This window comes from Microbacterium sp. LCT-H2 (assembly GCF_001866135.1).
In the GTDB taxonomy this organism is placed as follows: domain Bacteria; phylum Actinomycetota; class Actinomycetes; order Actinomycetales; family Microbacteriaceae; genus Microbacterium.
The window spans coordinates 265,681-289,870 of sequence record NZ_MODW01000004.1; the positions used below are offsets into that span (position 1 = coordinate 265,681).

The 24,190-nt window shown below is 70.3% G+C and carries 21 protein-coding genes; 2 read left to right on the top strand and 19 right to left on the bottom strand.

All coding sequences use genetic code 11. The annotated features are described in order from the left end of the window. The first annotated feature begins 36 nt into the window (after window positions 1–36). On the top strand, window positions 37–1,107 hold the full coding sequence (locus BK819_RS11985; protein WP_071329344.1) for a hypothetical protein: 1,071 nt from the start codon (window positions 37–39) through the stop codon (window positions 1,105–1,107). Between the two features lie 13 nt (window positions 1,108–1,120). Here the strand turns inward: BK819_RS11985 and BK819_RS11990 are convergent, their stop codons facing one another. From BK819_RS11990 to BK819_RS12070, 17 genes are all read right to left on the bottom strand, one after another. Beyond that, complete coding sequence (locus BK819_RS11990; protein ID WP_083391769.1) at window positions 1,121–3,133, bottom strand: cytochrome c oxidase assembly protein; 2,013 nt, start codon at window positions 3,131–3,133, stop codon at window positions 1,121–1,123. Window positions 3,134–3,214: 81 nt separating this feature from the next. Continuing rightward, window positions 3,215–3,502 (bottom strand): HU family DNA-binding protein, encoded by a 288-nt coding sequence (locus tag BK819_RS11995; protein ID WP_017203554.1) that lies wholly within the window; start codon window positions 3,500–3,502, stop codon window positions 3,215–3,217. 323 nt (window positions 3,503–3,825) lie between these two features. Further along, the gene (gene rpsN, locus BK819_RS12000) at window positions 3,826–4,131 is read right to left on the bottom strand and encodes a 30S ribosomal protein S14 (protein WP_017829734.1); all 306 of its coding nucleotides are present in this window, start codon (window positions 4,129–4,131) and stop codon (window positions 3,826–3,828) included. 3 nt (window positions 4,132–4,134) lie between these two features. After that, complete coding sequence (gene rpmG / locus BK819_RS12005; RefSeq protein WP_017203558.1) at window positions 4,135–4,305, bottom strand: 50S ribosomal protein L33; 171 nt, start codon at window positions 4,303–4,305, stop codon at window positions 4,135–4,137. Beyond that, the gene (gene rpmB, locus BK819_RS12010; protein ID WP_025102729.1) at window positions 4,305–4,541 is read right to left on the bottom strand and encodes a 50S ribosomal protein L28; all 237 of its coding nucleotides are present in this window, start codon (window positions 4,539–4,541) and stop codon (window positions 4,305–4,307) included. The genes rpmG and rpmB overlap by 1 nt, the downstream gene beginning before the upstream one ends. A gap of 191 nt (window positions 4,542–4,732) precedes the next feature. Next, window positions 4,733–5,455, bottom strand: a complete 723-nt coding sequence (locus BK819_RS12015) for a DNA-3-methyladenine glycosylase (protein WP_071329345.1) — start codon at window positions 5,453–5,455, stop codon at window positions 4,733–4,735. A 1-nt stretch (window position 5,456) separates the two neighbouring features. Then, window positions 5,457–7,307 (bottom strand): hypothetical protein, encoded by a 1,851-nt coding sequence (locus tag BK819_RS12020; RefSeq protein WP_143049292.1) that lies wholly within the window; start codon window positions 7,305–7,307, stop codon window positions 5,457–5,459. Beyond that, the gene (locus BK819_RS12025) at window positions 7,297–8,109 is read right to left on the bottom strand and encodes a TIGR03943 family protein (RefSeq protein WP_071329346.1); all 813 of its coding nucleotides are present in this window, start codon (window positions 8,107–8,109) and stop codon (window positions 7,297–7,299) included. The genes BK819_RS12020 and BK819_RS12025 overlap by 11 nt, the downstream gene beginning before the upstream one ends. Further along, entirely contained in the window at window positions 8,102–9,142 is a 1,041-nt protein-coding gene (locus BK819_RS12030) for a permease (protein WP_071329347.1), read from the bottom strand. Before BK819_RS12030 ends, BK819_RS12025 begins: the two co-directional genes overlap by 8 nt. Next, window positions 9,139–9,555: a Fur family transcriptional regulator gene (locus tag BK819_RS12035; protein ID WP_025102734.1), complete on the bottom strand. Its 417-nt coding sequence runs from the start codon at window positions 9,553–9,555 to the stop codon at window positions 9,139–9,141. The genes BK819_RS12030 and BK819_RS12035 overlap by 4 nt, the downstream gene beginning before the upstream one ends. Before the next feature lie 119 nt (window positions 9,556–9,674). Continuing rightward, window positions 9,675–10,547 carry a metal ABC transporter permease gene (locus tag BK819_RS12040; protein ID WP_371259844.1) on the bottom strand — a complete coding sequence of 291 codons (873 nt, stop codon included), beginning with the start codon at window positions 10,545–10,547 and terminating at the stop codon, window positions 9,675–9,677. Next, entirely contained in the window at window positions 10,544–11,395 is an 852-nt protein-coding gene (locus BK819_RS12045) for a metal ABC transporter ATP-binding protein (protein ID WP_071329348.1), read from the bottom strand. The genes BK819_RS12040 and BK819_RS12045 overlap by 4 nt, the downstream gene beginning before the upstream one ends. Beyond that, a complete protein-coding gene (locus tag BK819_RS12050; RefSeq protein WP_071329433.1) occupies window positions 11,392–12,384 on the bottom strand; it encodes a metal ABC transporter solute-binding protein, Zn/Mn family in 993 nt (330 codons plus the stop codon). Before BK819_RS12050 ends, BK819_RS12045 begins: the two co-directional genes overlap by 4 nt. Before the next feature lie 65 nt (window positions 12,385–12,449). Beyond that, window positions 12,450–14,141 (bottom strand): glycoside hydrolase family 13 protein, encoded by a 1,692-nt coding sequence (locus tag BK819_RS12055; RefSeq protein WP_071329349.1) that lies wholly within the window; start codon window positions 14,139–14,141, stop codon window positions 12,450–12,452. 37 nt (window positions 14,142–14,178) lie between these two features. After that, window positions 14,179–15,057: a carbohydrate ABC transporter permease gene (locus BK819_RS12060; RefSeq protein WP_071329350.1), complete on the bottom strand. Its 879-nt coding sequence runs from the start codon at window positions 15,055–15,057 to the stop codon at window positions 14,179–14,181. Then, a complete protein-coding gene (locus BK819_RS12065) occupies window positions 15,057–16,001 on the bottom strand; it encodes a carbohydrate ABC transporter permease (protein ID WP_177173838.1) in 945 nt (314 codons plus the stop codon). The genes BK819_RS12060 and BK819_RS12065 overlap by 1 nt, the downstream gene beginning before the upstream one ends. Next, a complete protein-coding gene (locus tag BK819_RS12070; RefSeq protein ID WP_071329351.1) occupies window positions 15,998–17,326 on the bottom strand; it encodes an ABC transporter substrate-binding protein in 1,329 nt (442 codons plus the stop codon). Before BK819_RS12070 ends, BK819_RS12065 begins: the two co-directional genes overlap by 4 nt. A gap of 93 nt (window positions 17,327–17,419) precedes the next feature. Between BK819_RS12070 and BK819_RS12075 the strand changes: the two genes are divergently transcribed. Beyond that, entirely contained in the window at window positions 17,420–18,634 is a 1,215-nt protein-coding gene (locus BK819_RS12075; RefSeq protein ID WP_071329352.1) for an ROK family protein, read from the top strand. Window positions 18,635–18,925: 291 nt separating this feature from the next. Here the strand turns inward: BK819_RS12075 and BK819_RS12080 are convergent, their stop codons facing one another. Both BK819_RS12080 and BK819_RS12085 read right to left on the bottom strand, forming a co-directional pair. Then, window positions 18,926–22,498 (bottom strand): DUF11 domain-containing protein, encoded by a 3,573-nt coding sequence (locus tag BK819_RS12080; protein ID WP_071329353.1) that lies wholly within the window; start codon window positions 22,496–22,498, stop codon window positions 18,926–18,928. 249 nt (window positions 22,499–22,747) lie between these two features. Continuing rightward, the gene (locus BK819_RS12085) at window positions 22,748–24,112 is read right to left on the bottom strand and encodes a dihydrolipoamide acetyltransferase family protein (protein ID WP_071329354.1); all 1,365 of its coding nucleotides are present in this window, start codon (window positions 24,110–24,112) and stop codon (window positions 22,748–22,750) included. Window positions 24,113–24,190 lie beyond the last annotated feature (78 nt).

Below are 24,190 nucleotides of genomic sequence, written 5' to 3' on the forward strand. Positions count from 1 at the left end.
GGCGTCCCCCCAGGACGCCCTCCTAGACTGACCGGCATGGAGCGGGCCGGGACGCGCGCGCCCCGGCGGTCGCGCCTGGGCGCCGATCTGGCGATCCTCGGACTCATCGGCGTCCTCCTGCTGGCCGCGATCGGCGCGGGAGGCGCGACCCTCTACCGGCAGTTCTATGGCCCGTCGGCGTTCGTGGTCCGCTATCTCGATCTGCTCGCCGAGGGCCGGGCCGCCGACGCCCTCCGCGTGCCCGGGGTCGCGATCGATCGGGAGACCCTCGATGAGGCGGGCATCGACCCCGCCGCGTCCGAGGCGATGCTGCGACGCTCGGCCCTCGGTCCGCTCAGCGACGTCAAGGTCGAATCGGAGGAGCCATCCGGCGACGGCACAGCGGTGACCGTCAGCTACCACGCCGGCGGCCACTCCGGCACGAGCACCTTCCACGTCGCGCAGGACGGCTGGGCCGGCATCACGCCGAACTGGCGGTTCACGACCAGCCCCCTCGCCGTCGTCGAGCTCACGGTGCGCGGCGCCGACCAGTTCGCCGTGAACGGGTTCGAGGTCGACCGCCGCCAGATCTCCGCCGCCGGGGCCGCGGCGCAACCCCTCGAGCCTCTGCCGCTGCTGGTCTTCACCCCGGGGCTCTACTCCGTCACGGTCGACACCGCGATCGCGGAATCCTCCGGGCACGGCGTGCTCGCCGACGAGCCGCTCGCCGTGACCCCTCTCGATGTGCAGGCCGAGCCGACGGAGGAGTTCGTCGACGTGGTCCAGGAGCGAGTCGAGGAGTTCCTCACGGCGTGCACCACGCAGGAGGTCCTGCAGCCCACTGCGTGTCCGTTCGGCCTGCGTGTCGAGAACAGGATCGCTGCGCCACCGAAATGGTCCATCGCCCAGCAGCCGGAGATCATGGTCGCGCCGTCCGACGACGGCCACTGGCAGATCCCGACCACCGCAGCCGTGGCGCATGTCGAGGTCGAGATCCAGTCTCTCTTCGACGGGTCCGTGGAGCCGGTGTCCGAAGACGTGCCCTTCCGGGTCAACGGCTCCATCGCCATCCTCCCGGACGGCTCGGCCTCGATCCGGGTCGGCTCCCCGGACGACCCGGTGGAGTGAGCCCCGCAGCGGATCAGCGGCGCTGGCGCTCCGCCGCGCGCTGATCCCGGGCGGCGAGGTCGGCGAGCCGCGCGTTGTACTCCTCCAGCTCGGCATCGCCGGTGCGATCGGCGTGCCGGTCTCGGCGCCGCTGGAGCTTGGTGTCGCTCCGGCTCCACTGGATCGCGACGGTGATCGCGAGGATGAGGGTCGGGATCTCTCCGATCGACCACGCGATGCCACCGCCCACGTACTGGTCGGTCATCGGGTCGGCACCCCAGTCGCGACCCATCGCGCCGAACCAGTCGGCGACCATGAGCCCCTCCTGCATCATGATCGCCATGCCGAAGAAGGCGTGCATGGCCATCACGGCGATGAGGGTGATGAGCCGGCCGGGATACGGCAGACGGTAGGGCACCGGATCGGCGCCGATCAGACTCATCACGAACAGGTAACCCGAGATCAGGAAGTGGGCGACCATCCACTCGTGCCCGAGGTGCTCGAACATCGACCAGCGCACGAGGTCGGTGAAGTAGAACGCCCAGAGCGAGAGGATGAAGATCGCCGCCGCCACGATCGGGTGCGTGACCACCCGCGCGAACGGCGAGTGGACGGCCCACATGATCCATTCGCGACCGCCGCGCGTGCCGTCGTCGCGTTTGTGGATGGCGCGCAGGGCGAGGGTGATCGGCGCCCCGGAGACGAGCAGCAGCGGGATCGCCATCGAGAGCATCATGTGCCCCAGCATGTGCACGCTGAAGAGGTACTCCTGGTACGCGTTGATGGGACCGCCGGTCACCCACACCAGCAGCAGCAGGCCGAGCACCCAGAACACCGTGCGGTGGATCGGCCAGCGGTCGCCGCGCAGCCGGAGTCGGCGCACACCCGCGAGATAGAAGAAGAGTCCGAAGCCCGCAGCGACGAGCCACAGCACGTCGATGTCCCAGGCCGTGAACCAGCGCTCCAGCGTGAGCTCGGGCGGCAGCAGCGATCCGGTGAGGATCTGCGCCGGGGTCTGCGCGAACGCCGCGACCTCGCCGGTGGGCGGGGGCGTGCGCGCGAGCGCGGCCGCGGCACCGGAGGCGAGGCCCATCAGCGTCACCTCGCCGAGGACGAGCGCCCAGAACCAGCGGGACGCGCGCGCTCCGCTCAGCTTCGGAATGAGACGCGTGCGGTACCAGGCGCCGAGCAGCCCCATCCCGACGAGCAGGATGGCCTTGACGACGACGATGAGCCCGTAGGGGGTCGTCCACACGGCCTCCCAGCTCCCGACAGCGACGATCGACCGGGTGAAGCCGGAGACCGCGACGACCGCGAAGGCGGCGATCGCGAGGGAGGAGTACCGGCGGACGAGCGTGGGCAGATCGAGGCCCTGCTGCCCTCGGAGGAGCACGAGGAGGAGCAGTCCGCCCAGCCAGACGGCCGCGCCGATCGTGTGCAGGAGAATGGAGTTGACGGCCATGTTGTGTCCGTCGAGGTCGCCGGCATGCCCCTGCGTCGCGAGCGGCAGGAACGACACCGCGGCCAGCAGCGCCGTGAGCAGTGTGGGCGTCCAGGTGCGCCAGGCGAACGCGAGCACCGTGATGACCGCGCCCAGGATCGTCGTGATCAGCCAGGACTGCCCCAGCGGAAGCTCGAGCAGGAAGCGCCCGAGCTGCGAGCCGAACTCGCGCTCGATGCTGAGCTGCGGGTTGAAGGCGGCCATGAACGAGAAGAAGCCAGCGAGGCCCGCGGCGACCGTGAAGACGGCGGCGCCGACCGAGGCGATGTTCAGGGCCGTGTCGAAAGTCCGCTCCCCCGCCCGCAGACCGAACAGGGCCAGCACGAGCGATCCGAGCATGAGCGCACCGGCGAGGTTCATCACGAGCTTCGCGAGCGGCGTGCCCCACAGCACCACGGGCCCGGGGTCCTGCAGCAGCGGCGGGTTCGCCCCTCCCCCGACCAGCAGCGCCCAGACGAGGGCGACGCCGGCGGCGGCGAGGAGGATGACGATGCCGGCGAGACGGTACGCCGACGTCGAGCGCGGCGTCTCGGTGCGGGAACTCACCCCTCCAGCCTAGGCGCGCGCAGCCGGGAGGAAGCACGAAGGCCGCCCCCGAAGTGGGAGCGGCCTTCGAAAGGTGCGGTCTTACTTGACGGCAGCCTTGAGCTTGGAACCGGCGGTCACCTTGACGCGCTTGCCGGCCGGGATCTTGATCTCGGCGCCGGTCTGCGGGTTGCGGCCCGTGCGGGCGGCCGTGTCGACCTGCTCGAACGAGATCCAGCCCGGGATGGAGACCTTGCTGCCCTTGGCGACGGCGTCGGAGACCGTGGCGAACAGCGAGTCGAGGACACCGGAGACGGTGGCCTGGCTCTGGCCGGTGGCGGAAGCGATGCTCGCGACGAGCTCGGTCTTGGTGATGGACTTGTCAGCCATGTCATCCTCCAGCGACGACGGACCGTCGCATCGTGTGTGGGTGCGAGGAGCGGGTGCTCCCCGTTGGTCGTGTGACCGCCTCGAATGTACCAACGGCCACCCGGATTTCCGCGTCATTTCGCGGGTTTCGACCTATTTCCCGGCGTGTCGCGTCACATTGGCCACTCGTGCCACAGGTTTTCGGCCGCCCGCTCGCGCCGTCAGGCACCCGCGCGGGATCAGGCGCTCCCGTGCGCACGCGCCTGATCCCGCGCGATCGCCTGCGTCGCCGGGCATGCGAAAAGGGCGAGGATCCGAGATCCTCGCCCTTCTTCGCTCGATGCTTACCAGCTCGACTTGGTCACGCCGGGCAGCTCGCCACGGTGCGCCATGTCACGGAAGCGGACACGCGAGATGCCGAACTTCGTGAGGACGCCACGGGGGCGGCCGTCGATGACGTCGCGCGAACGCACGCGAGCCGGCGAGGCGTTGCGCGGCAGCTTCTGCAGGCCGACGCGGGCGGCCTCGCGGGCCTCGTCGGTGGCGTTCGGGTCGACCAGGGTCTTCTTCAGCTCGGCACGACGCTCGGCGTAGCGCTCGACGATGACCTTGCGCTGCTCGTTGCGCGCGATCTTGCTCTTCTTAGCCATGGATCAACGCTCCTCTCGGAATTCGACGTGCTGACGGATGACCGGGTCGTACTTCTTGAGCACGAGGCGGTCGGGGGTGTTGCGGCGGTTCTTCTTGGTCACGTACGTGTAACCCGTACCCGCCGTCGAACGCAGCTTGATGATCGGACGGACGTCCTGAGCCTTCTTGGCCATTAGAGCTTCACACCCTTCGCCTGGAGGTCCTTGACGACGTTCTCGATGCCACGCGCGTCGATCACCTTGATGCCCTTGGCGGACACGTTGAGCGTGATCTTACGACCGAGCGAGGGCACGAAATAGGTCTTCTTCTGCACGTTCGGGTCGAAGCGACGCTTCGTCCGGCGGTGCGAGTGCGAGACGTTGTGACCGAAGCCGGGAACAGCTCCGGTCACCTGGCACACTGCTGCCATGATGATGACTCCTTCATTACCGTGAGACCGGACGGCCTCACCCAAGATCCCTTGTCTGCACGCCGCCCCGCATGCCGATCTCTCGGCGGAAGAAGGGGGAGCACACGAACTGCGCACAGGAGCGTGCGCAGACGAAGAGTCAGTCTAGCACGGCCTCGGCCCGCCGTTCGAGTCGCCCGAATGGTCCCATCTCAGCCCGAGAAGCCACCATTCGCGCGACTCGAAGCGTCGGCAGCACCCCGCCCCCACCGGAAGGCGGACACCGTGGGGTCGCCGGGGATCCAGAAGCGCCAGGGGAAGGCATCCGTCCCGGCGATGCCCGCCACGCCCACCCGCGGACCCTGGGCCACCTCGACCACGGGCGAGCCGAGCCACAGCTCCGCCTTCGCGCCGTTCTGCTCCGCCCCCGTGATGGCGTCCAGGCCGTCGTGCAGGGAGTGCCGCAGCCCCGCGGCCTGTCCGAGCCGCCCCGGTCCGCGCGCGAGGTCCCGGAGGGCGGTGCGGCCGAGCGGCGGGACCGCACGTCGTCGTCGGGCCGCCGCCTCCACGCCGGACACGATCTCCCCGGCACGCAGCAGCACCCCGTCGCCCTGCCCTTCGGGTCCACAGGCCACGTTGACGCAGGAGTGGATGCCGTGACTCAGGTACACGTACAGATGCCCGGGTTCGCCCCACATCGTGGCGTTCCGGGCCGTGCGCCCCATGCGGGCGTGGGACCCCGGGTCGGCCACCTCCCCCGTGCCCTGACCGTGATACGCCTCGACCTCGGTGATGCGCACGCGCACCTCGACCGGGAGGCCGTCCTCGAGCACCACGGTCCGCAGCTCCGCGCCGAGGAGGGTCGGCGCCACCTCGACGGCGGAGCTCATCACGTCATCGCGGTTCGCGCGCCGCAGCGTCACGGACTCTGTCACGTCAGAACCGCGGCGCCGTCTGGCACCAGGACGCATCGAAGCCGGTCAGCGCGACGATCTCGTCCCCGGTCTTCATGTCGATGAGGTGCGTCTCGAGCTTCTCCGGCAGCGGCAGCAGCATCCCGTCATAGGCGTTGTCGGCCATGTCCGGCGCGATCACGACGGCGGCGTACTGCCCGCTCGGCGACGCACAGGCCTGGAGGATCGAGTCGGCGGCACTCACTTCCACGAGCGGCGTGGCGGCTCCGGAGTCGTCGACCCGGATCACGGCCTGCCCCACCGGGAGACCGCCCTCATCCCGGGCGACGACATGGCGCAGCGTCCCGCCGGGGAACGGGGTGATGGAGGTGGCGGTGCCGTAATCCGGCTCGGACGCGGCGAGCGGCTCCTCGGATCCGTCCGCGAGGTCGAGCTCCACCACCGAGCCGTCCAGTCGCTCGACGATCGCGGTGTAGGTGCCACGGGAGATCCCCTGGATGGTCGTCGCGAGCCCGAGGGACTGCACGCCCGTGTCGGTCGACTGATCGACGAGCGAGAGCGCCCCGTCGAAGTCGATGAACAGGACGGCCGCGCTGTCGGGCACGAACTGCCACACGAAGACGCTCACCTCCTTGTCGCCGACCTCGATGATGCGGGGTTCGTCGTCGCCGCTCAGCGACTGGGTGACGAGCACGCTGGCGCGCCCCTCGGTGTCGCTGAGCTCGCGATCGGAGTAGCTGTAGCCGACGAGGTTGCCGCGCTCGGACACCTGGATCGCGCCCACGTACCCCTCGCCGGGCAGCGGGAGCTCACGCTGGTCGGAGCCGTCCCTGTCCATCACGAGCAGCCGCGACTGGTCGTCGTCCTCGACAGCGGCCACGAGCTGCGTCGACGTGGCCCGGAAGTCGTCGATACGGGGGTGGGAGAACACCGGCTGCGCGTTCTCTCCGCTCAGGTCGGTACGGAAGATGATGTCGTCGCCGTCCGGGTCGCGGCGCAGGAGGAAGATCGACGACGCCGGCGTCTCGAAGGACGTCGTCAGGTCTGCGGTGGGGCCTCCTCCCGCGCCCGTCACCCCGGCGACGGTCACCGTGTAGGTCGTGTCATCGTCGAGGGGCACTGTGAAACGCACGCCCACCCCGCGGCCGGCGGCATCGACCGTGAACGGTACGGAGGGCTCGACGGTGACCTGCTCGGGATCGATGGCGGAGAGCGGCTGGTTCGCGGTGAGGATGACCCGGCTTCCAGACGATTCGATGGCCTGCGCGGCGTCGACCTGCACGTCGGTGACCCGGGGGCCCTGGAGGAGGCTCACGATTCCGAGGCCCGTGCCGACGAGTACGAGCACTCCGACGACGGCGCCGATCGTCACGAGGAACCGCCGGCGGGACCACGGGGCGCTTCGCGGCTCCTCGTCGTCGGCGGGGAGGTCGGTCGTGGGCGTCCAGCCCGGCTCCGCCGCGTCTTCGACGACGCCGTCTGCTCGGGAAGCGGACGTCGGGCCCGCGGGGGTGAACACCGGTTCGGGCGCCTGCGGGATCACGGGGATGCCGGCGGCCGACTCCTCGGAAGCACGTGCGGCGGCTTCCTGCTCCGCTGCCGCACGCTCGGCCGCCTCGCGCTCGGCCGCGGCTTCGCGCTCCGCTGCGGCTTCCCGGTCGACGGCTTCCTGCTCGGCGGCGACCTCCGCCGCCATACGCTCCACGGCCGCTCGCTCCTCTGCGACCAGCTCCGCATCGGCCTGCTCGGCTGCCGCGCGCTCCGCCGCGGTCTGCTCCTCCGCAGCGCGCTCCGCGGCCTCCCTGGCCGCACGCAGCTCGGCGCGAGTGCGTGGGACGTCGGGCGACTCCGGCCGCTCGTCGTCAGTACTCATACGGGTCCTTCGGCTCGTCGATCGCCACGACGTCGGTCGGCTCGATGTGCAGGGAGCCGTCTTCGTCCGCCCGCACCGTCCCGGTGACCTCGACCCACTGGCCCGTCTTGTACGCGTCGGCGTCCACACTCACCGGCAGCGCCGCCGTCTGGGCGTCGATGACGCAATGGGTGATCACGAGGCGTGTGAGGTTGACGTCGTCCCCCTCGCCGGGTGTGACGAAGCCCTGCAACGTGACGTCGGCTCCGTCGTACGCCGTGGTGTTGGTCGCGGCGGCGAAGACGCTCGCCCAGTCGCCCACACCGAAGGTCGACGTGTCCGCGACCCCGAGGGCGACGGTGTCGGCGCCGGCGAACAGCGCGCTCTCCTCCCCGGCGCGGGACATCGCGAGTTCCACCGAGAGCGAGGCGGGAGGCAGGACGAGCGCGGAGACGACGACGCCGGTCGCGACCACGCCGCCGGCCAGCGCACCGACTCCCGCGAGACGACGGCGCGACGGCCCGGAGGGGTGCGCGGTCTCATCGGACGAGGACGCCTCCGGCCCGGTGGAGCGCGAGGCCGCGGGGCCATGGTCGTGCCCGTGGTCCTCCTCGGCACCCAGCGGCAGCGTGCACGACCAGATGGCCCCGGCGAGCGTCACGACGGCGGCGGCGGATGCGAACCACACCGACTCCGGGCTGATGTAGAGGCTGAGGCGGTCGGTCACCGCGAGGCCGAGGGTGACGACCGCGACGACGGATGCCAGGCCGATCCCCAGCCACCGGGTGGCGAGGGCGCGGGAGCGGGCGGAGAGCTCAGGCAAGGACGTTCACCCCGATCCCGATCGCGAAGGCCGATGCCAGCACGACGGCGGTGATGCCGACGAGCGTGCGGGTGGTGAAGGTCGTGCGCATCAGCGCGAGCATCTTGATGTCGACGAGAGGCCCGACGAGGAGGAACGCGACGAGCGCCCCCGAGGAGAAGGTGGACGCGAACGACAGCGCGAAGAAGGCGTCGACGTTGGAGCAGATCGCCACGACGATCGCGAGCAGCATCATCGCGACGATCGAGAGCACGGGGTTGGCGCCGATCGTGAGCAGGACGTCGCGCGGGATGAGCACCTGCACGGCGCCCGCCAGCGCGGAGCCGATCACGAGCGCCGGCATCACGGCCCGCAGCTCCACGAGGAACTGCGTGAGGCTGCGGCGCACGGGCGTCCCGGGTTCGTGCGTGACGCGCTCGCACGTGTCGACGAAGCGCTGGGTGAGCAGCGACTCCGGCGAGGGGTGGCGGCTGTAGATCCATCCGATGAGGTTCGCGATGAGGTAGCCGCCGACGAGGCGGGCGACGAGGATGCCGCCGTCCCACCCGAAGGCGGCGTGCGTGGTGAGGATCACGATCGGGTTGACGATCGGCGCCGCGATGAGGAAGGTCAGCGCCTCGGCGGGGGCGAGTCCGCGCATCATGAGCCCGCGGGCGAACGGGACGTTTCCGCACTCGCAGACCGGGATGAGCATGCCGAGCAGGGAGAGCACCGCGCGACGGGCCCAGGCGCGGCGCGGGAGCCAGCGGTGGATGACGTCCGCCGGGAGCCAGACCTGCACGACGATCGACAGCAGCACGCCGAGCACGACGAACGGCAGCGCCTCGATGAGCACGCTGAGGGCGAGCGTCAGACCGTCCTGCGCTCGGGTGGGCAGCGAGGCGGGGAACAGGGTGGGGACGAAGGCGTCGATGAGGAACAGCGCCGCGACGATCACGGCGCCGATGCCGACGGCGATCCACGTCGAGCGCGGTGAGGGCGCTCGACGGTGCGTGTGGCCCGGACGGGTGGCCGTTCGTGCCGGGGCGGTCACGCTGTCGCAGCCCTCTCGGCGTCGCGCTTGTTCGCGCACGGGGTGCAGAGGCCGAAGATGTCGACCACGTGGGCGGCTTCGGTGAACCCGTGCAGGGCGGCCGTGCGATGGGCCCACTGCTCCACGTCCTTCGCCTCGATCTCGACCGTGAGGCCGCAGGATCGGCAGATGAGGTGGTGGTGGTGGCCCTGAGTGGTGCACGCCCGGTAGAGCGCCTCGCCCTCGGGGCTCTGCAGCGAGTCGGCGTCGCCCGCGGCCGCGAGCCCAGCGAGAGCGCGGTAGACCGTGGCCAGGCCGATCCCGGTGTTGTCGTCGCGGAGCGTCGCGTGGAGGCTCTGCGCGCTCACGAAACCGCGCGCGTCGGCGAGCGCTTCGCGCACGCGCTCGCGCTGCCAGGTGTTCCGCTGAGCCATGCCTTCGATTCTAGGCCGGGACGGTTGGCGAGGGCTGGGAGCGGCCCACCCCCGCTTCAAGTCGCCCGATTGGCCCCATCCGCAGCCGAAATGGAGCAAAGTGCGCGATTTGAACGGGGTCAGACGCGGGTGACCCGGGACCGGACGCGCTGCACGATCCAGCACACGACGTAGATCGTGAAGGACAGGGTCGTGATGTAGGGGCTCACCGGGAGGGTTCCGGCGAGAGCGAGCAGGATCCCGCCGACGGCCGAGACGAACCCGAACAGCGCCGCCAGCACCGGCACCGCGACGGGGCCGGCCGTGATCCGCATGGCCGCGGCCGCCGGCGTCACCAGGAGCGCCATCACCAGCAGCGCGCCGATGATGTGCACGCTCACCGCGACGATGAGCCCCAGCAGCACCATGAACAGCAGGCTCACGGTGCGGGTGGGCACCCCGCGGGCGGCCGCCGACTCCGGGTCGAGCGAGTCGAAGCGCAGCGGATTCCACATCACGAGCAGGCCGAGCAGCACCACGAGGCTGATGCCGATGAGCCAACCGAGGTCGGGGCTCGAGACCGATACGATCTGCCCCGTCAGGAGACTGAACCGGTTGGCGCTCCGGCCGTCGTACAGCGACAGGAACAGGATGCCGAGACCGAGCCCGAACGGCATGAGCACGCCCACGATCGAGTTGCGGTCCCTGGCCTTGGCGCCGAGGACCCCGATGAGGATCGCCGCCACGAGGGCTCCGCCGAGGGAGCCGAGCACCACGCTGCCGCCGAACAGCAGCGCCGCCGCCGCTCCCGCGAAGGAGAGCTCGCTCACCCCGTGCACTGCGAAGGCGAGATCGCGTTGCATGACGAAGACCCCGATGAGGCCGCCGACGAGGCCGAGCACGGCACCCGCGATGATCGAGTTCGAGAGCAGGGCGACGAGCTCGCCGTAGTCCTGGAAGGAGAAGATGTCGTCCCAGCCGACCATCGGGACGAGGGCGGACGCGGCGGTCATGCGGCGCCCCCGTGCTCGTGGTCGTGGTCGTGGTGCGGCTCCGCATCGGGGACGCCGACCACGACGAGCCGGTCGCCGGCACGGAGCACGAACACCGGGGTGCCGTAGAGGTCCGTCAGCACGCGGGTCTGCAGCACCTCCTCCGGGGTCCCGAGGAGGAACCGGCCCCCGGCGATGTAGAGGATGCGGTCGACGCGGTTCAGGATCGGGTTGACGTCGTGCGTGACGAACAGCACCGCGGCCCCGCGCTCCCGTCGCTGCCGGTCGATGATGTCGGTGACGGCGACCTGGTTGGCGAGGTCGAGGTTCGACAGCGGCTCGTCGCAGAGAAGCAGCGCGGGCTCGTCGGCCAGGGCCTGTCCGACCCGGAGGCGCTGCTGCTCCCCGCCGGAGAGCAGGCCCACGCGGCGGTCCGCGTAGGAGGTCGCCCCGACCGCCGCCAGCAGCGCGTCGACCTTCGCCCGGTCGCCGCGGTGCGGGACCGGGAAGCCGAAGCGGCTGCCCTGCACGCCGAGGGCGACGAGGTCACGGGCCCGCATGCTCGTGTCGGGCGCGAGCGAACGCTGCTGCGGGATGTACCCGATGCGGGCGTTGCCGCGGTGCACGGGCTCGCCGGCCACGCGGATGCTGCCGCGCGAGAGAGGCTGGAGTCCCAGGATGCTGCGGAGGAGCGTCGTCTTCCCGGAGCCGGACGGACCGAGCACGGCGATGAACTCCCCGGGCTGCACCGTGAGGTCGAGCCCCGACCAGAGCTCACGGTCGCCGCGCTGCAGGGCGCCGTCCGCGATCTCGAGGACCGGACCGGTCTCCCGCGCGGGTCCCTGAGCCTGTGAACGGGCTCCGCTCACGACTGGACGGCGGCGGCGAGGCTCTGGATCGCGTCACTCATCCACTCAGAGTACGACGATCCGTCCTCGAGCAGCTCCGTGAACGCGACCACGGGCACCCCGGCGTCCTCCGCGGCCTTCTCCACGCGCTCCGTCTCCGCACCGCCGGTCTGGGCGTTGGTGAGCACCGCGGTCACCTCGCCGGACCCGACGACCTGCAGCGCTTCGAGCAGCACGGCGGGCGCGACGTCGCTGCCCTCCTCCACGGACTCCGCGAAGCCCTCGGGCGTGACGTCGGTGAGCCCGGCGGCGGTGGCCAGGTAGCCGGGCAGCGGCTCGGTCAGGAACACCGTCGCACCGGCGGCGTCCGCCTTGATCGCCTCGAGGTCGCCCTCGAAGCCCTCCAGCTCCGCGACGAGCCCATCCGCGTTCGCGCGGAACGTGTCGGCACCGTCGGGGTCGATCTCGGTGAGCTCGTCGGCGATCGCCTCGACGACGTGGATCATCGTGTGCGGGTCGAACCAGACGTGCTCGTTGAAGCCCTCGATGTGATCGTGGCCGGCATGGTCCTCCCCCTCGGCCTCGTGATCGTGCGACTCCTCGGTCGCGGCCTCGTCGTCGCCGTGGTCATCGTGGCCCTCGTTACCCGGGTAGTCGTGCGAGAACTCCACGGCCGTGACGACGTGCGGGTCCTGCGCATCCTGCAGGAGGCTGTCGATGAACGCGTCGTAGCCGCCGCCGTTCTCCACCACGAGGTCGGCCTTCTGCAGCGTGAGGCGGTCGCGAGCGCTCGCCTCGTAGGAGTGCGGGTCCTGGGTGACCGAGTCGATGATCGAGGTGACGTCGACCCGGTCTCCGCCGACCTGCGCGGCGATGTCGCCGTAGACGTTGGTGCTCGCGACGACGGTCACCGCGCCGTCGTCTTCCGCCGCGCCGGAGGTCGACGAGCATCCGGCGAGGGAGAGGGCGGCGACCGAGGCGAGCGTGAGGGCGAGGACGGGCTTCTTCATGAGTCCCACTCTAAACGCTAATGAGAACCATTATCAAATCCGCGTCCCCGCCCCCACCGGCCCGGTCAGTGCGCGAGAGCTCCCGGAGCGATCCACGCCGTGGCCTCGCCCGGCAGCACGGAGCCGTCGAGCGCCACGGTCGACAGCACGGCGTCGTCGGCCGCAGCGCCCAGGTCGAACGGCACGGTGCCGAAGTTCGTCACGACCTCCCACCCGTTCGGGCGGCGGAATCGCAGCACGTCCTCGCGACCCGTGTCGACCCACTCGAGCGTCTCCCCGGTCTGCAGCACCCGCCGCAGCCGCAGCGCCTCGCGGTACAGGTTGAGGGTCGAGCCGGGGTCGGCGTCCTCCACCTCGACCGCATGCTCCGCGAACCAGTCGGGCTGCGGCAGGTGCGCGCCGGCCGCGCCGAAGCCGTACGAGCTGCCGGACGTCGTCCACGGCAGCGGCACGCGGCAGCCGTCGCGGCCGAGGCCGTCGAAGTCTGCACCGCGGAAGAACCCGGGGTCCTGCCGCTGGTCGGGCGCGATGTCCGCAACCTCGTGCAGGCCCAGCTCCTCGCCCTGATAGAGGTAGGCGCTGCCCGGCAGGCCGAGCAGCAGCAGGGTCGCGGCGTGCGCCCGGCGCAGGCCGCCCTCACGGTCGAGACCCTCCTCCGGGCCGCCGGCGCGCACCCACTCCGTGCCCTGCTTGACCGCACGCCCACGCAGGGGCGGCAGGCCGTAGCGGGTGGCGTGCCGCGTCACATCGTGGTTCGAGAGCACCCAGGTCGTCGACGAGCCCGCGGCCTGCGCCTGGGCGAGGTTGTCGGCGATGATGCGCTGGAAGTCGGCCGCGTCGAAGTCGGCGACGAGCAGGTCGAAGTTGAACGCCTGTCCGAGCCCCTCCGCGGAAGCGTACTTCGCGCGGCGCTCCGGGGTCTCCACCCATGCCTCGGCGACCGCGGTGCGCGGCGGGTCGTACTCGTTGAAGACCGCGCGCCACTGCGCGTAGATCTCGTGCACGTCGTCGCGGTCGATCATCGGGTGCGTGCCCGAGGTGCGGTCCATCGCGTCGAGTTCGGCGCGCGACGGCAGCGGCTCGGTGAGGTCCTTCGTCAGCATGTGGGCCACATCGATGCGGAACCCGTCCACGCCGCGGTCCGACCAGAAGCGGAGCGTCGTGAGGAAGTCCTCGCGCACCTCGGGGTGGTCCCAGTTGAGGTCGGGCTGCTCGACAGCGAAGTTGTGCAGGTACCACTGACCGTCCGCGACGCGCTCCCAGGCGCTGCCGCCGAAGACCGAGACCCAGTCGGTGGGCGGCTCCGCACCGTCGGGGCCGGTGCCCTCACGGAAGATGTAGCGCTCCCTGGCGGCCGAGCCGCGGCCGGCGGCGAGCGCCTCCTGGAACCAGGCGTGCTGGTCGGAGGTGTGGTTGGGGACGATGTCGACGACGACGCGGATGCCCCGCGCGTGCAGCGCCTCGACCATGGCGTCGAAGTCGTCGAGAGTGCCGAGGCGGGGGTCGACGTTCCGGTAGTCCGCCACGTCGTACCCGCCGTCGGCGAGCTCCGACGGATAGAACGGGCTCAGCCACACCGCGTCGATGCCGAGCTCGGCGAGGTAGTCGGCGCGCGACACGATGCCGGGGATGTCACCCAGGCCGTCGCCGTCGGCGTCCGCGAAGCTCCGCGGATAGATCTGGTACACGGCGGCCTGACGCCACCAGGTCGCGGTCTTGTCGTCTTCGCGGGTCGCGGTGAGCAGCGAATCGGTCATGAGGAAGAGGCTCTCCTTGTTTCTTGCGGGGGTCGGGTCAGCCCTTGACGGCACCCTGCGTGACGCCCTCCATCACCCAGCGCTGAGTGAAGAGGTAGGCGACGATCGCGGGAGCCATGGCCATCAGGTACGAGGCGAAGGCGACGTTGTAGTTGTTGCTGAACTGGTTCTGGAAGAGGTTCTGCCGCACCGGGAGCGTCTGCAGCGCGGGGTCGGAGATGATCAGCGACGGCATCATGAAGTCGTTCCAGGCGTAGAGGAAGGCGAAGATGCCGACCGTGGCGCTCATCGGGGCGAGCAGCGGGAAGATCAGCTTCCAAAACGTCTGCCAGGTGGTCGCGCCGTCGATCCGCGCGCTCTCCTCCAGCTCGATGGGGATCGAGCGCAGGAAGGCCGTGAACAGCAGCACGCTGAAGCTGAGCTGGAACATCGTGGCGAGGATGATCACGCCGAACGGGTTGTCGAGGCCGACGCGTCCGGTGAGCTGGATCTGCGGGAGTGCGACGACGGGGAACGGGATGAACATCGCCGCCAGCAGATAGAAGAACGAGTAGCGGAACAGGCGGCGGTCCCAGTTGCGCACGATCGCGTACGACGCGAAGGCCGCGAGGACGATGGTCGCGATGACCGTCCCCGCCGTGACGAGCAGCGAGATCGCGGCCCCCACGGGGAACTTCGTCAGCGTCCACGCCTGCACGAAGCCGTCGATGCTGAACGGCGCCGGCAGCGAGAACGCGTTGCCGTCGACCGCCTGCCCGGTGGTCTTGAACGCCATCGAGATCGTCACGTACAGCGGGATGAGGATGGTCGCCGTGCACAGGATCAGGATGATGGTGCCCGACCAGTTGACGCGCTCCATCTTCTGCCGCTTCCGGCGTCCGTCCGCGGGGATGGTGGTGAGGGTCTCCGTCGACATCAGAACGTGTTCCTTCCGCGGGTCAGCGAGAGCTGGAGGACGGAGATGAGCACGGCCACGATGAAGAAGATCGTGGCGTTGGCCATCTGGTAGGCGTAGTCGCCGCCGTTGAAGCCCGCGATGATCGTCATCGCGACGCTGCGGGTGGCGGTGCCGGGACCGCCGTTGGTGAGGCCGACGATGATGTCGTAGGCGTTGAGGAAGCCTTTGAAGCCGAGGATCACGTTGATGACGACGTATCCCGCGACGAGGGGGATCGTGATGCGGGTGAGCTGCTGCGTGCGGCTGGCACCGTCGATGCTCGCCGCCTCGTACACCTCGCCCGGCACCGACAGGAGTCCGGCGATGTAGATGAGGAGGGTACCGGGGACCGCCTGCCAGGCGGTGACGATCACGATCGCGACCCAGGCGAGGTCGGGGTTGGCGAGCAGGCTCGTCTCCAGCCACGGGATGCCGGTGGCCGCGCCCGCCGCGGGGATCGAGTTCGAGAACAGGAAGTTGAAGACGTAGGCGATGATGATGCCCGAGATCACCATCGGGATCACGAAGATCGTCCGCAGGCCCGTCTTGAACCGGATCCGGGACGTGAGGCCGACCGCCAGCAGGAACGCGATGACGTTGACGACGATCACGGTCGCGATCGAGAACCCGAAGGTGAAGAGGTAGCTCTGCAGGATCGCCGGGTCGCTGAACAGCGCGATGTAGTTCGTCAGCCCGTTGAAGCTCCATTCGCCGATGCCGATGGAGTCGGTGAAGCTGAAGAAGATGCCGATCACGCCGGGGACGGTGATCGCGAGCGTGAAGATCACGAGAGTCGGCAGGAGGAACAGGTAGTAGATCGGCTCGACGCGGCGGGTGTGGCGGCGGATCTTCCGCTGCCCGCCGGTGAGGATGGCGGTGGTGCTCGTCCCGGCGTCGGCGCCGGTGGTCGTGGTGGTGCTCATGGCGCGGACTCCTCTGTCTCGCCCGATGCGGAATCCTCGGAGCTCGGGATGGGGGCGCGGAAGGCGATGCGGGCCCAGTCGGCGTCCATGGTGCGGAGGATGGACGACGGGGCGGCGCCGAGGACCATCGCCTGCGCGTAGTTGAAGATCGGGAGGGTCTTCGGGACGAGCACTGAGGGGCCCTGATATATCCGGCCCTCGTCGTAGTACTCGATCATGCCCTCGATGCGCGGGTCGTCCGGCGGCGCCGCGTCGGTCGTCGGGGTGAACCCGAGCTGCGACGCGTTGTACTCCTCGATGTGCTCAGGGAGGTAGAGGTACTCCAGGAAGTCGCGCGCGGCCTCCTGGTGCTTCGACTCCTCCGGGATCATGACCGCGAGGTCCATGTTGACGCGGACCGCGAGGTCGTCCGGATCGTCGGTCATGGGCAGCGGGAAGGTCCCGAGGTCGAGGTCGGGGTCGGTCTTGGCGATCTCGCTGAACGCCCACGGCCCCTGCAGGTACATCGCGGCCTCGCCCTTCGCGAAGGCGAGGTTCCCGTCTCCGTACGCCCGGCTCGCGGCGTCCTCGTTCGTGTACTCGTCCGCGAGCAGCATCATCTTGTCCATCGGCTCCGCGAAGTCCTTCTCGAACGAGACCTCCGAGTCCGGGCCGACGTCGGTGCCCTCGGCGGCGAGCGCGTCGAAGAACGCCAGCACGTCGAGCGAGCCGCCGACGGCGTAGTCGTACCACCCCTGCCCGACGGTCCAGTCGTCTTTGAAGGTGGCGTAGAACGGGTCGATCCCGGCCTCGCGGAGGCTGTCGCTGACGGCGAGGAGCTCGTCCCAGGTCTGCGGCACCTCCAGGCCCTGCTCCGCGAAGATCTGCTTGTTGTAGATGACGGAGGCGGCCATGACCGAGTACGGCAGCGCGCTGGTGCGTCCTGCGCAGGAGCCGTACTGATCCATGAGCGGCTGCAGGTCGTCGCGGATGCCGGCGGCGGCCTCGGTGTCGGAGAGATCGGTGAGCGCGCAGCGCTGCACGAACCGGGCGACCTCGTAGTTGTAGTTGGCGAGCATGATGTCCGGCGGGTTGCCGCGGACGAAGCTCGCCGACACGACGTCGACGCCGGACGTGTCGATCTCCACCCGCACGTCGTCCTGCGACGCGTTGTACTCCGCGACGAGCTCCGTCATGAACGGGATCGCCTCGCGCTTGCTGAACGTGAAGCGGATCGTCTCCGCTCCCCCGCCCGCGGCGCAGCCGGTGAGCGCGGCGCCGGTCAGCACGAGGCCGAGCGCTCCGGCGGTCCAGCGCACCACTCGTGGTCGTGTTGCAGACACCATCGTCCCTTCGTAGATCCGCGGAGTAAATCTAGTGAGCGAATTTAGTCTGTCTAGAGGTACTGTCTCATCTGGGCGACAGAAAGGTCAAGGGGAGTGACAGAGGTCTCGACGGGACTCGGCACCGGCCGCGCGAGCGTGAGCGCGGTGCTCGACTTCGCCTGGACGGCGGGCGAGTTCACCGCCACCGAGGCCATGGCCGGCACCTCGTTGACGCGCTCCACCACCATCGACGCCATCGACACGCTCGTCACCGCCGAGGTGCTGCGCGAGCTGCCGAACGCCCGCGCCATCGGCGACTACCGCTCCGGACGCCCCGCGCGCCGCTTCGCCCTCTCGGCGGACCTCGGTGTGGTGATGGGCATCGACGCCGGAGACACGCACCTCGCGGTGACCGTCGCGGATCTGCTCGATCGCACGCTCGTGCACCATCGCGTGGAGGTCGACCCCGCGCAGAGCGCCGACGACCGCCGGGCGACGATCCTGCAGCACCTCAGCGCCGCGCGCGACGAGGCCGGGGTGCCCTCGGAGCGTGTGCTCGCGGTGTGCGCCGGCGTCGCCGCTCCCGTGAACCGCGACGGCATCTCGCCCCCGCACCCCGACGGCTTCTGGGAGCGCACGAACCCCGGCCTCGCGGAGGCTCTGCGCGACTGGGCCCCGGTGGTCGAAGTCAAGAACGACGCCCAGCTCGCCGCGATCGCCGAGGGGACGCTCGGGGTCGCCGTCGACTGCCGCGACTACGTGGCCCTGCTCGCCAGCGAGCGCTTCGGCGGCGGCGTGGTCGTGGACGGGCATGTGCTGCACGGCGCCCACGGCGGCGTCGGCGAGGGCGTGGTGTTCGACCACATCATCGGGGTCGGCTCGGCGGTGGGACTTCGGCACGCCCTGGAAGAGCAGGCCCGGGCCGCCGTCGCGGAGGGCGAGGCCCCCGCCGACGGAGCCCTCGGCCGGCTCGTGGCGGACGGGCCGGTCGACCCCCGACTGGTGCTCACGCTCGCCGCCTCCGGAGACCCCGACGCCCTCCACGTCGCCGAGCGCGTGGGCGCCACGCTCGCCCGGGTCGTCGGCGTGCTCGGCAGCATGTACGACCCCGCGCGCGTGATCATCTGCGGGGCCGTGGCGGAGAGCATCGAACCCGTGCTGGCCGCCGCCCGCCGGATACTCCCGGACGAGCTGCACCTGCCCGCACCGGAGATCCTCGCCTCGACGCTCGGCGCGGAGGTCGTGTCGGCCGGGGCCATCGCGACCGCCCGGAAGGCCGCTCGGGAACGTGCCGTCCCCCGCCTCGCGGAACAGCGTCTCACCGCCTGACCCCCTCCCCTGGCGAGAACAGGCACGCGCGCGAGCTCAGGCCTCTCCCTCCCTGGCAGCCTGCTCTCGCGCGAACGCCTGGGTCCACCACCCGAGTGCGATGTACGGCCCTCCGTGCGGGGGAGCACGGCCGCAGAGTCGACCTGCCTGGTCCCCTCCGCCCTCCCGCCAGAACAGGCGCACGCGCGACATCAGCAACTCCCCCGCTCTCCTGCCTGATCTCGCGCGATTGCCTGTTGGTCGCCACTCTCTAGCTGGTCAACCCGAGGACTCAATCCCGGTCCCCGTGATCTAGTGATCTTGGTTCCGCGTGACCTTCCTCCGTCGAGCTGCGACAGCAAGCCCGCTGCCGACGACAAGAAGGCACACGGCGGCAGCCAGGGCGACGAGCGGCACGGTCCCTCCGGTGTCGGAGAGCCCGCCCGTGCTCGGCGCCGGGGTCGGGCTCGGTGTCGGCTCCGGGGTCACGACGAGGTCGGTCGTCGTCGTCGCGGGGTCGGATTCGATGGGATCCCCTGTCGGGGGTGTGCCGGTGGCCGTCGCGTTGTTCGTGACTGTGCCCCGGGCGATGTCGGCGGCGGTGATCGCGTAGGTGCTGGTGGCGGTGGCCTCCTCGCCGGGGAGCAGCACCCCCTCCGCCGCGGGCCAGGTGTAGGTCAAGGCAGGCAGCCCCGCCAGCTCGTCCACGATGATGACGTCCGTGAGAGTGGTGTTGCCGGTGTTCGTGACCGTGAAGGTGTAGACGATGGGCTGTCCGACCTCGGCGGGGTCCGTGATCCCGGATCCATCCGCGCTCTTACGGAGCTCCAGTGCAGACTCCTGCTCGAGCGGTGTGGTGGTCGACTGCGGATCGGACTCGAGGGGGTCGCCCGTCGGGGGCCGCCCGGTGGCTGTCGCGTTGTTGGTCACGCTGCCCCTGTCGATGTCGGCGGTCGTGATCGGGTAGGAGCTCGTCGCGGTGGCTTCCTCGCCGGCACGCAGCACTCCCGCCTCGCCGGGCCAGGTGTACTGCAGCGGCGGGAGGCCCGCGAGTTCGTCGGAGACGGCGACGTCGGTGAGGGTCGTGTTTCCGGTATTGGTCACGGTGAAGGAATAGACGATGGGCTGTCCGGCTTCTGCCGGATCAGTGATCCCGCTCGCGTCAGCGGTCTTGACGAGGCTGAGTGACGAGGCCTGCGTCAATGGCGTGGTCGTGGTCGCGGGGTCCGAATCGATGGGGTCGCCGGCCGGTGGTTGCCCGGTGGCGGTGGCGTTGTTGGTGACCTCTCCGTTGTCGATGTCGGCGGCGGTGGTGGAGTAGGTGCTGGTGGCGGTGGCTTCCTGGCCCGGCAGGAGGACGCCGTCTGCCGCGGGCCAGGTGTAGGTCAACGGCGGCAGGCCGGAGAGCTGGTCCGTGATGGCCACCGCGGTGAGGGTCGTGTTCCCCGAGTTGGTCACCGTGAACGAGTAGACGATGGGCTGCCCCGGCTCGGCGGGGTCGGTGATCCCGGCTCCGTCGGCTGTCTTCACGAGGGTGAGGGCCGGTGCCCGTTCCAGGGGAGTAGAGGTGTCGGCCTCGTTGGAGGGGACGTTGGCTCCTGCTTCCGTGGTGCCGTTCGCGACGGCGGTGTTCGCCACGACACCGGCGTCGATATCGGCCTGTGTGATCGCGTAGGTGGCCGTCCCCGTGCCTTCCTGGCCGGGGAACAGCACTCCGGCGTCGCCCGGCCATGTGTAGGTGATGGCGGACAGGCCCGGAAGCCGGTCGGTGATCGCCACCTCGCGGAGGTCGAGGTTCCCGGTGTTGCTGACGGTGAACGAGAACGTGATGAGGTCGCCGGGTGCCGGCGGCGTGCTGAGCGCCGGGGACGCGGACTTGACCAGCGCGAGGGCCGGAGCCTGGTCCAGCGGCGTCGTCGTGGATTGCGGCCCGGCCGGCACCTCGGCGCCGTTGGGGTCGCGAGAGGTGGCGGTGGCGGTGTTCGTCACCGCGCCGGTCTCGATGTCGAGGGCGATGACCTCGTGCGTTCCGGTGGCTGTCGCGCTCTGCCCGGGCGCAAGGGTGCCCGCCGCCCCCGGCCAGGTATACGTGATGGCGCTTCCGAGGAGCGTGTCGGTGACGGCGACGTCGGTGAGCGTGACGTTGCCGGTGTTCGTCACGAGGATCGTGTAGGCGATGGGATCGCCGACGCGAGTCGGGGATTGCACGCCGCTCGCGTCAGCCGTCTTCACGAGGGAGAGCTGCGGTGCCTCGCTCCCGGAGATAACGGCATCGTCCGTCGCAGTGACCGGATCCCCCTCCGGTGGAGTGCCGGTCGCCTGAGCGGTGTTGGTCACCTCTCCCGCGTCGATGTCTGCTTGCGTGAGCGTGTACTCAGCCGTGCACGTCGTCGATTCCCCTGGTGCAAGCGTGGTCTGCGGACACGCGGCGACCGGTGGGCTCCCCGTGCCGCTGAAGGCCGTCTCGGAGACGGCGACCGCGGTCAGGTCGACGTTTCCGGTGTTGGTGACCAGGAACGAGTACGTCACCGGGGCGTTCAGTACGTACTGCGCCGGGTCGGTGAGGCTCGAAGACTTCACGAGGCTGATCGCGGGCGCGTCCGCGGCGGTAAAGACCACCGTGCTGTTGCCCGGCTCGAGCAGACCGCTGATCGGGCCGATGTTCGAGGGGCCGTTCGTGTAGGAACCCTCGGTGTCGGAGGTGATCGGAACCGTGAATGTGCACGAGACCGTACCCGCGTCCATGTTCCCGGTCCCGCTGATGCGCGTCCCGTCGACCGTCGCGGCTCCCGCCGGGCAGTCGGTGGTGGGATCGCCCGCGAAACGCAGCCCCGCCGGGAGGGTGTCGGTGAACGACCATCCGTTCTTCGCCTCGAGATCGTCCGTGTTGGTGATGGTGAACGTCAGCGTGGAGGTCTGCCCGACCTTCACCGTCGTCGGACTGAACACCTTGTCGAGCTGCGGTGTCGCGTCGACGATCTGCGGGTCGTCGAAACCGCTGTCGTTCCCACGGAACCCGCCCGCCGCGTTGAACAGCTGCACGCCGAGCGAGGTGGTCGTGGCGTCGGCGCGGAATCCCGCGGACTGCAGCTCCGCGACATGGAAGAGCCTCCCGCCCACCGTGATCTCTCGCGCTGCCGGATCAGTGCATGGATTGAGGCCGCTGGCGAGGGTGGTGACCGTGCCCCCACCCGTACCGGGCGCGGGCCCGCTGCCGGTCTGGTTCACGATCAGGTTGAAGCTCAGCCGCGGATCCACACGGTTCAACGTCGGCCCCTCGGACACGCAGTTCGCGGCACCGTACACCGCGCTGATGAGGTAGAAGTGCCCGGGAACGATCCCTGCGGTGATGGGCTTGGCGGTCTGGAACTCGACGCCGGGGCCGGGCGCGGAGCCGCCGTTGGTGTACTCCGACAGGATCTGGTTCTGCTGAGCCGCCGCCAGCGGTTGACCCTTGTACAGACCGATGGCTGTCGCCATCCCCTGGAGATACGCCCAGGCCGTGGCGTCGCAGCCCGAGTCCACGCCGGTCACCACCGCGTTCCGCGGTGTCGTCGAGCGCAGGACCCAGCCGTTGCACTGGTCGGCGACCGGAGCCCAGTTCGGGCTCGTCACGTAGGTCTCCGTGTTCGCCGCCGCCCCGCCGGTGTACTGACCGATCCGGATGCCGTTGGTCGCCGTCTGGTTCTCGAAGGTCTCCAGGTAGACCGCGGTCGCCGGCGCCTGCGGCACCCCGGGGCTCCCCGGTGCCGCCACCGCGGCGGACGCGCCCACGAGGCCCGCGACGCCGAGGAGCGCCGCCAACGCTGCCGAGAGCAGCAGACGCGCGCGACGACGAGCGCCCTGCGTGTTTCGGACCAGCACCTGCGATGTACGACTGGACATCTCGACTCATCTCGGTCGGATATCTCCCCCAGCCGGAGAGTAGACCCGGGCCGGAACACCAGGCAAGAGGTCTCACCCGTCCCGGGCGAGCGTGCGTCCCGACCGAAGAGTGACCTTTGGCCCTGATTCGTCTCGAGCGCATGGCGCAGGTGCCACTCGAACACCGGGGATGATGCCGACGCGCGGGAGCAGGCTCTCCCCCACGCCAGAGCCTGATCTCGCGCGATTGCCTGTTGCGGCGCAGGGACCTCAGTCCACCAGCAGCGCGGGCTCCTCGAGGATGGAGGCGACGTCGGCGATGAAGCGGCTCATGCCGTCGCCGTCGATCACGCGGTGGTCGAACGAGCCGGCGACCGTGGTCACCCAGCGCGGGCGCACCTCGCCGTCGACGACCCAGGGCTTCTGGCTGATCGTGCCCATGGCGACGATGCCGGCCTCGCCCGGGTTGATGATTGGAGTGCCGGCGTCCATCCCGAATACGCCGATGTTCGTGATGGTGATCGTGCCGTTCTGCTGGTCGGCCGGCGGGGTCTTGCCCTCACGCGCCGTGAGCGTGAGCCGGTTCAGGGCGCGGGCGAGGTCCTTCATGCTGAGGTCCTGCGCGTCCTTGATGTTCGGCACGAGCAGGCCGCGGGGCGTGGCGGCGGCGATGCCGAGGTTCACGTAGTGGCGCACGGCGATCTCGGCCCCGGCCTCGGTGTCGATCCAGGCCGCGTTGACCATCGGCGTCCGGCGCACCGCCCAGATCACCGCGCGGGCCATGATGAGCAGCGGCGAGACCTTGATGTCGGCGTAGTCGGGCGAGGCCTTGAGGCGCTTGACGAGCTCCATCGTGCGGGTGGCGTCGATCTCCTTCCACACCGTCACGTGCGGGGCGGAGTACGCGCTCTGCACCATCGCCGACGACGTCGCCTTGCGCACGCCCTTCACCGGGATGGACTCGGTGCGGTCGTCGCCGGCCGCCGACGGGCGCACGGGCGCGAGGCCACGCGCCAGGCCGGACGGGGCCTGCGGCGCCGGCACCGTCTCCTCCCGCACGCTCCCCCACTCCGGGGTCTCGATGTTGCGGAAGACGCTGGCCTGGGAGGCGTGCTTCATCACGTCGTCGCGGGTGACCTCGCCGTCGGCGCCCGTGGGCGTCACGCTCGTGAGGTCGACGCCGAGGTCGCGGGCGAGCTTGCGGATCGGCGGCTTCGCGATCACGCCGACCGACGACCGCACCGGGCGCTCGGCCGGGCGCTTGCGTCGCGAGGTCGCGCCGCTTCCGGAGCCGTAGCCGACGAGCACCGACCCGCCGCCCTCCTCGGGCGCGGGCGCCTCGGCCGTCGCGACGGTGCCGGGCGCGACCGCATCGGTCCCCGAGCCGGCCGCGGGGTCGGTCACGAAGGTGATGATCGGGGTGCCGACCTCGACCGTCGCCCCCTCGTCGACGAGCAGCTCGCCGACCACGCCCGCGTGCGGGGAGGGCAGCTCGACGAGGGACTTCGCGGTCTCGATCTCGCAGATGACGTCGTTGATGGCGACCCGGTCGCCCGGGGCCACCTTCCAGGCGACGATCTCGGCCTCGGTCAGCCCTTCGCCGACATCCGGGAGGGGGAAGTTCTGCGTGCTCATGCGGAGTCCTTTCGTGGGCCACGTTCATAACTCAGGAGACTCGAACCGGTGCGCGCCCCTGCGCCCGCGCTGGACGGG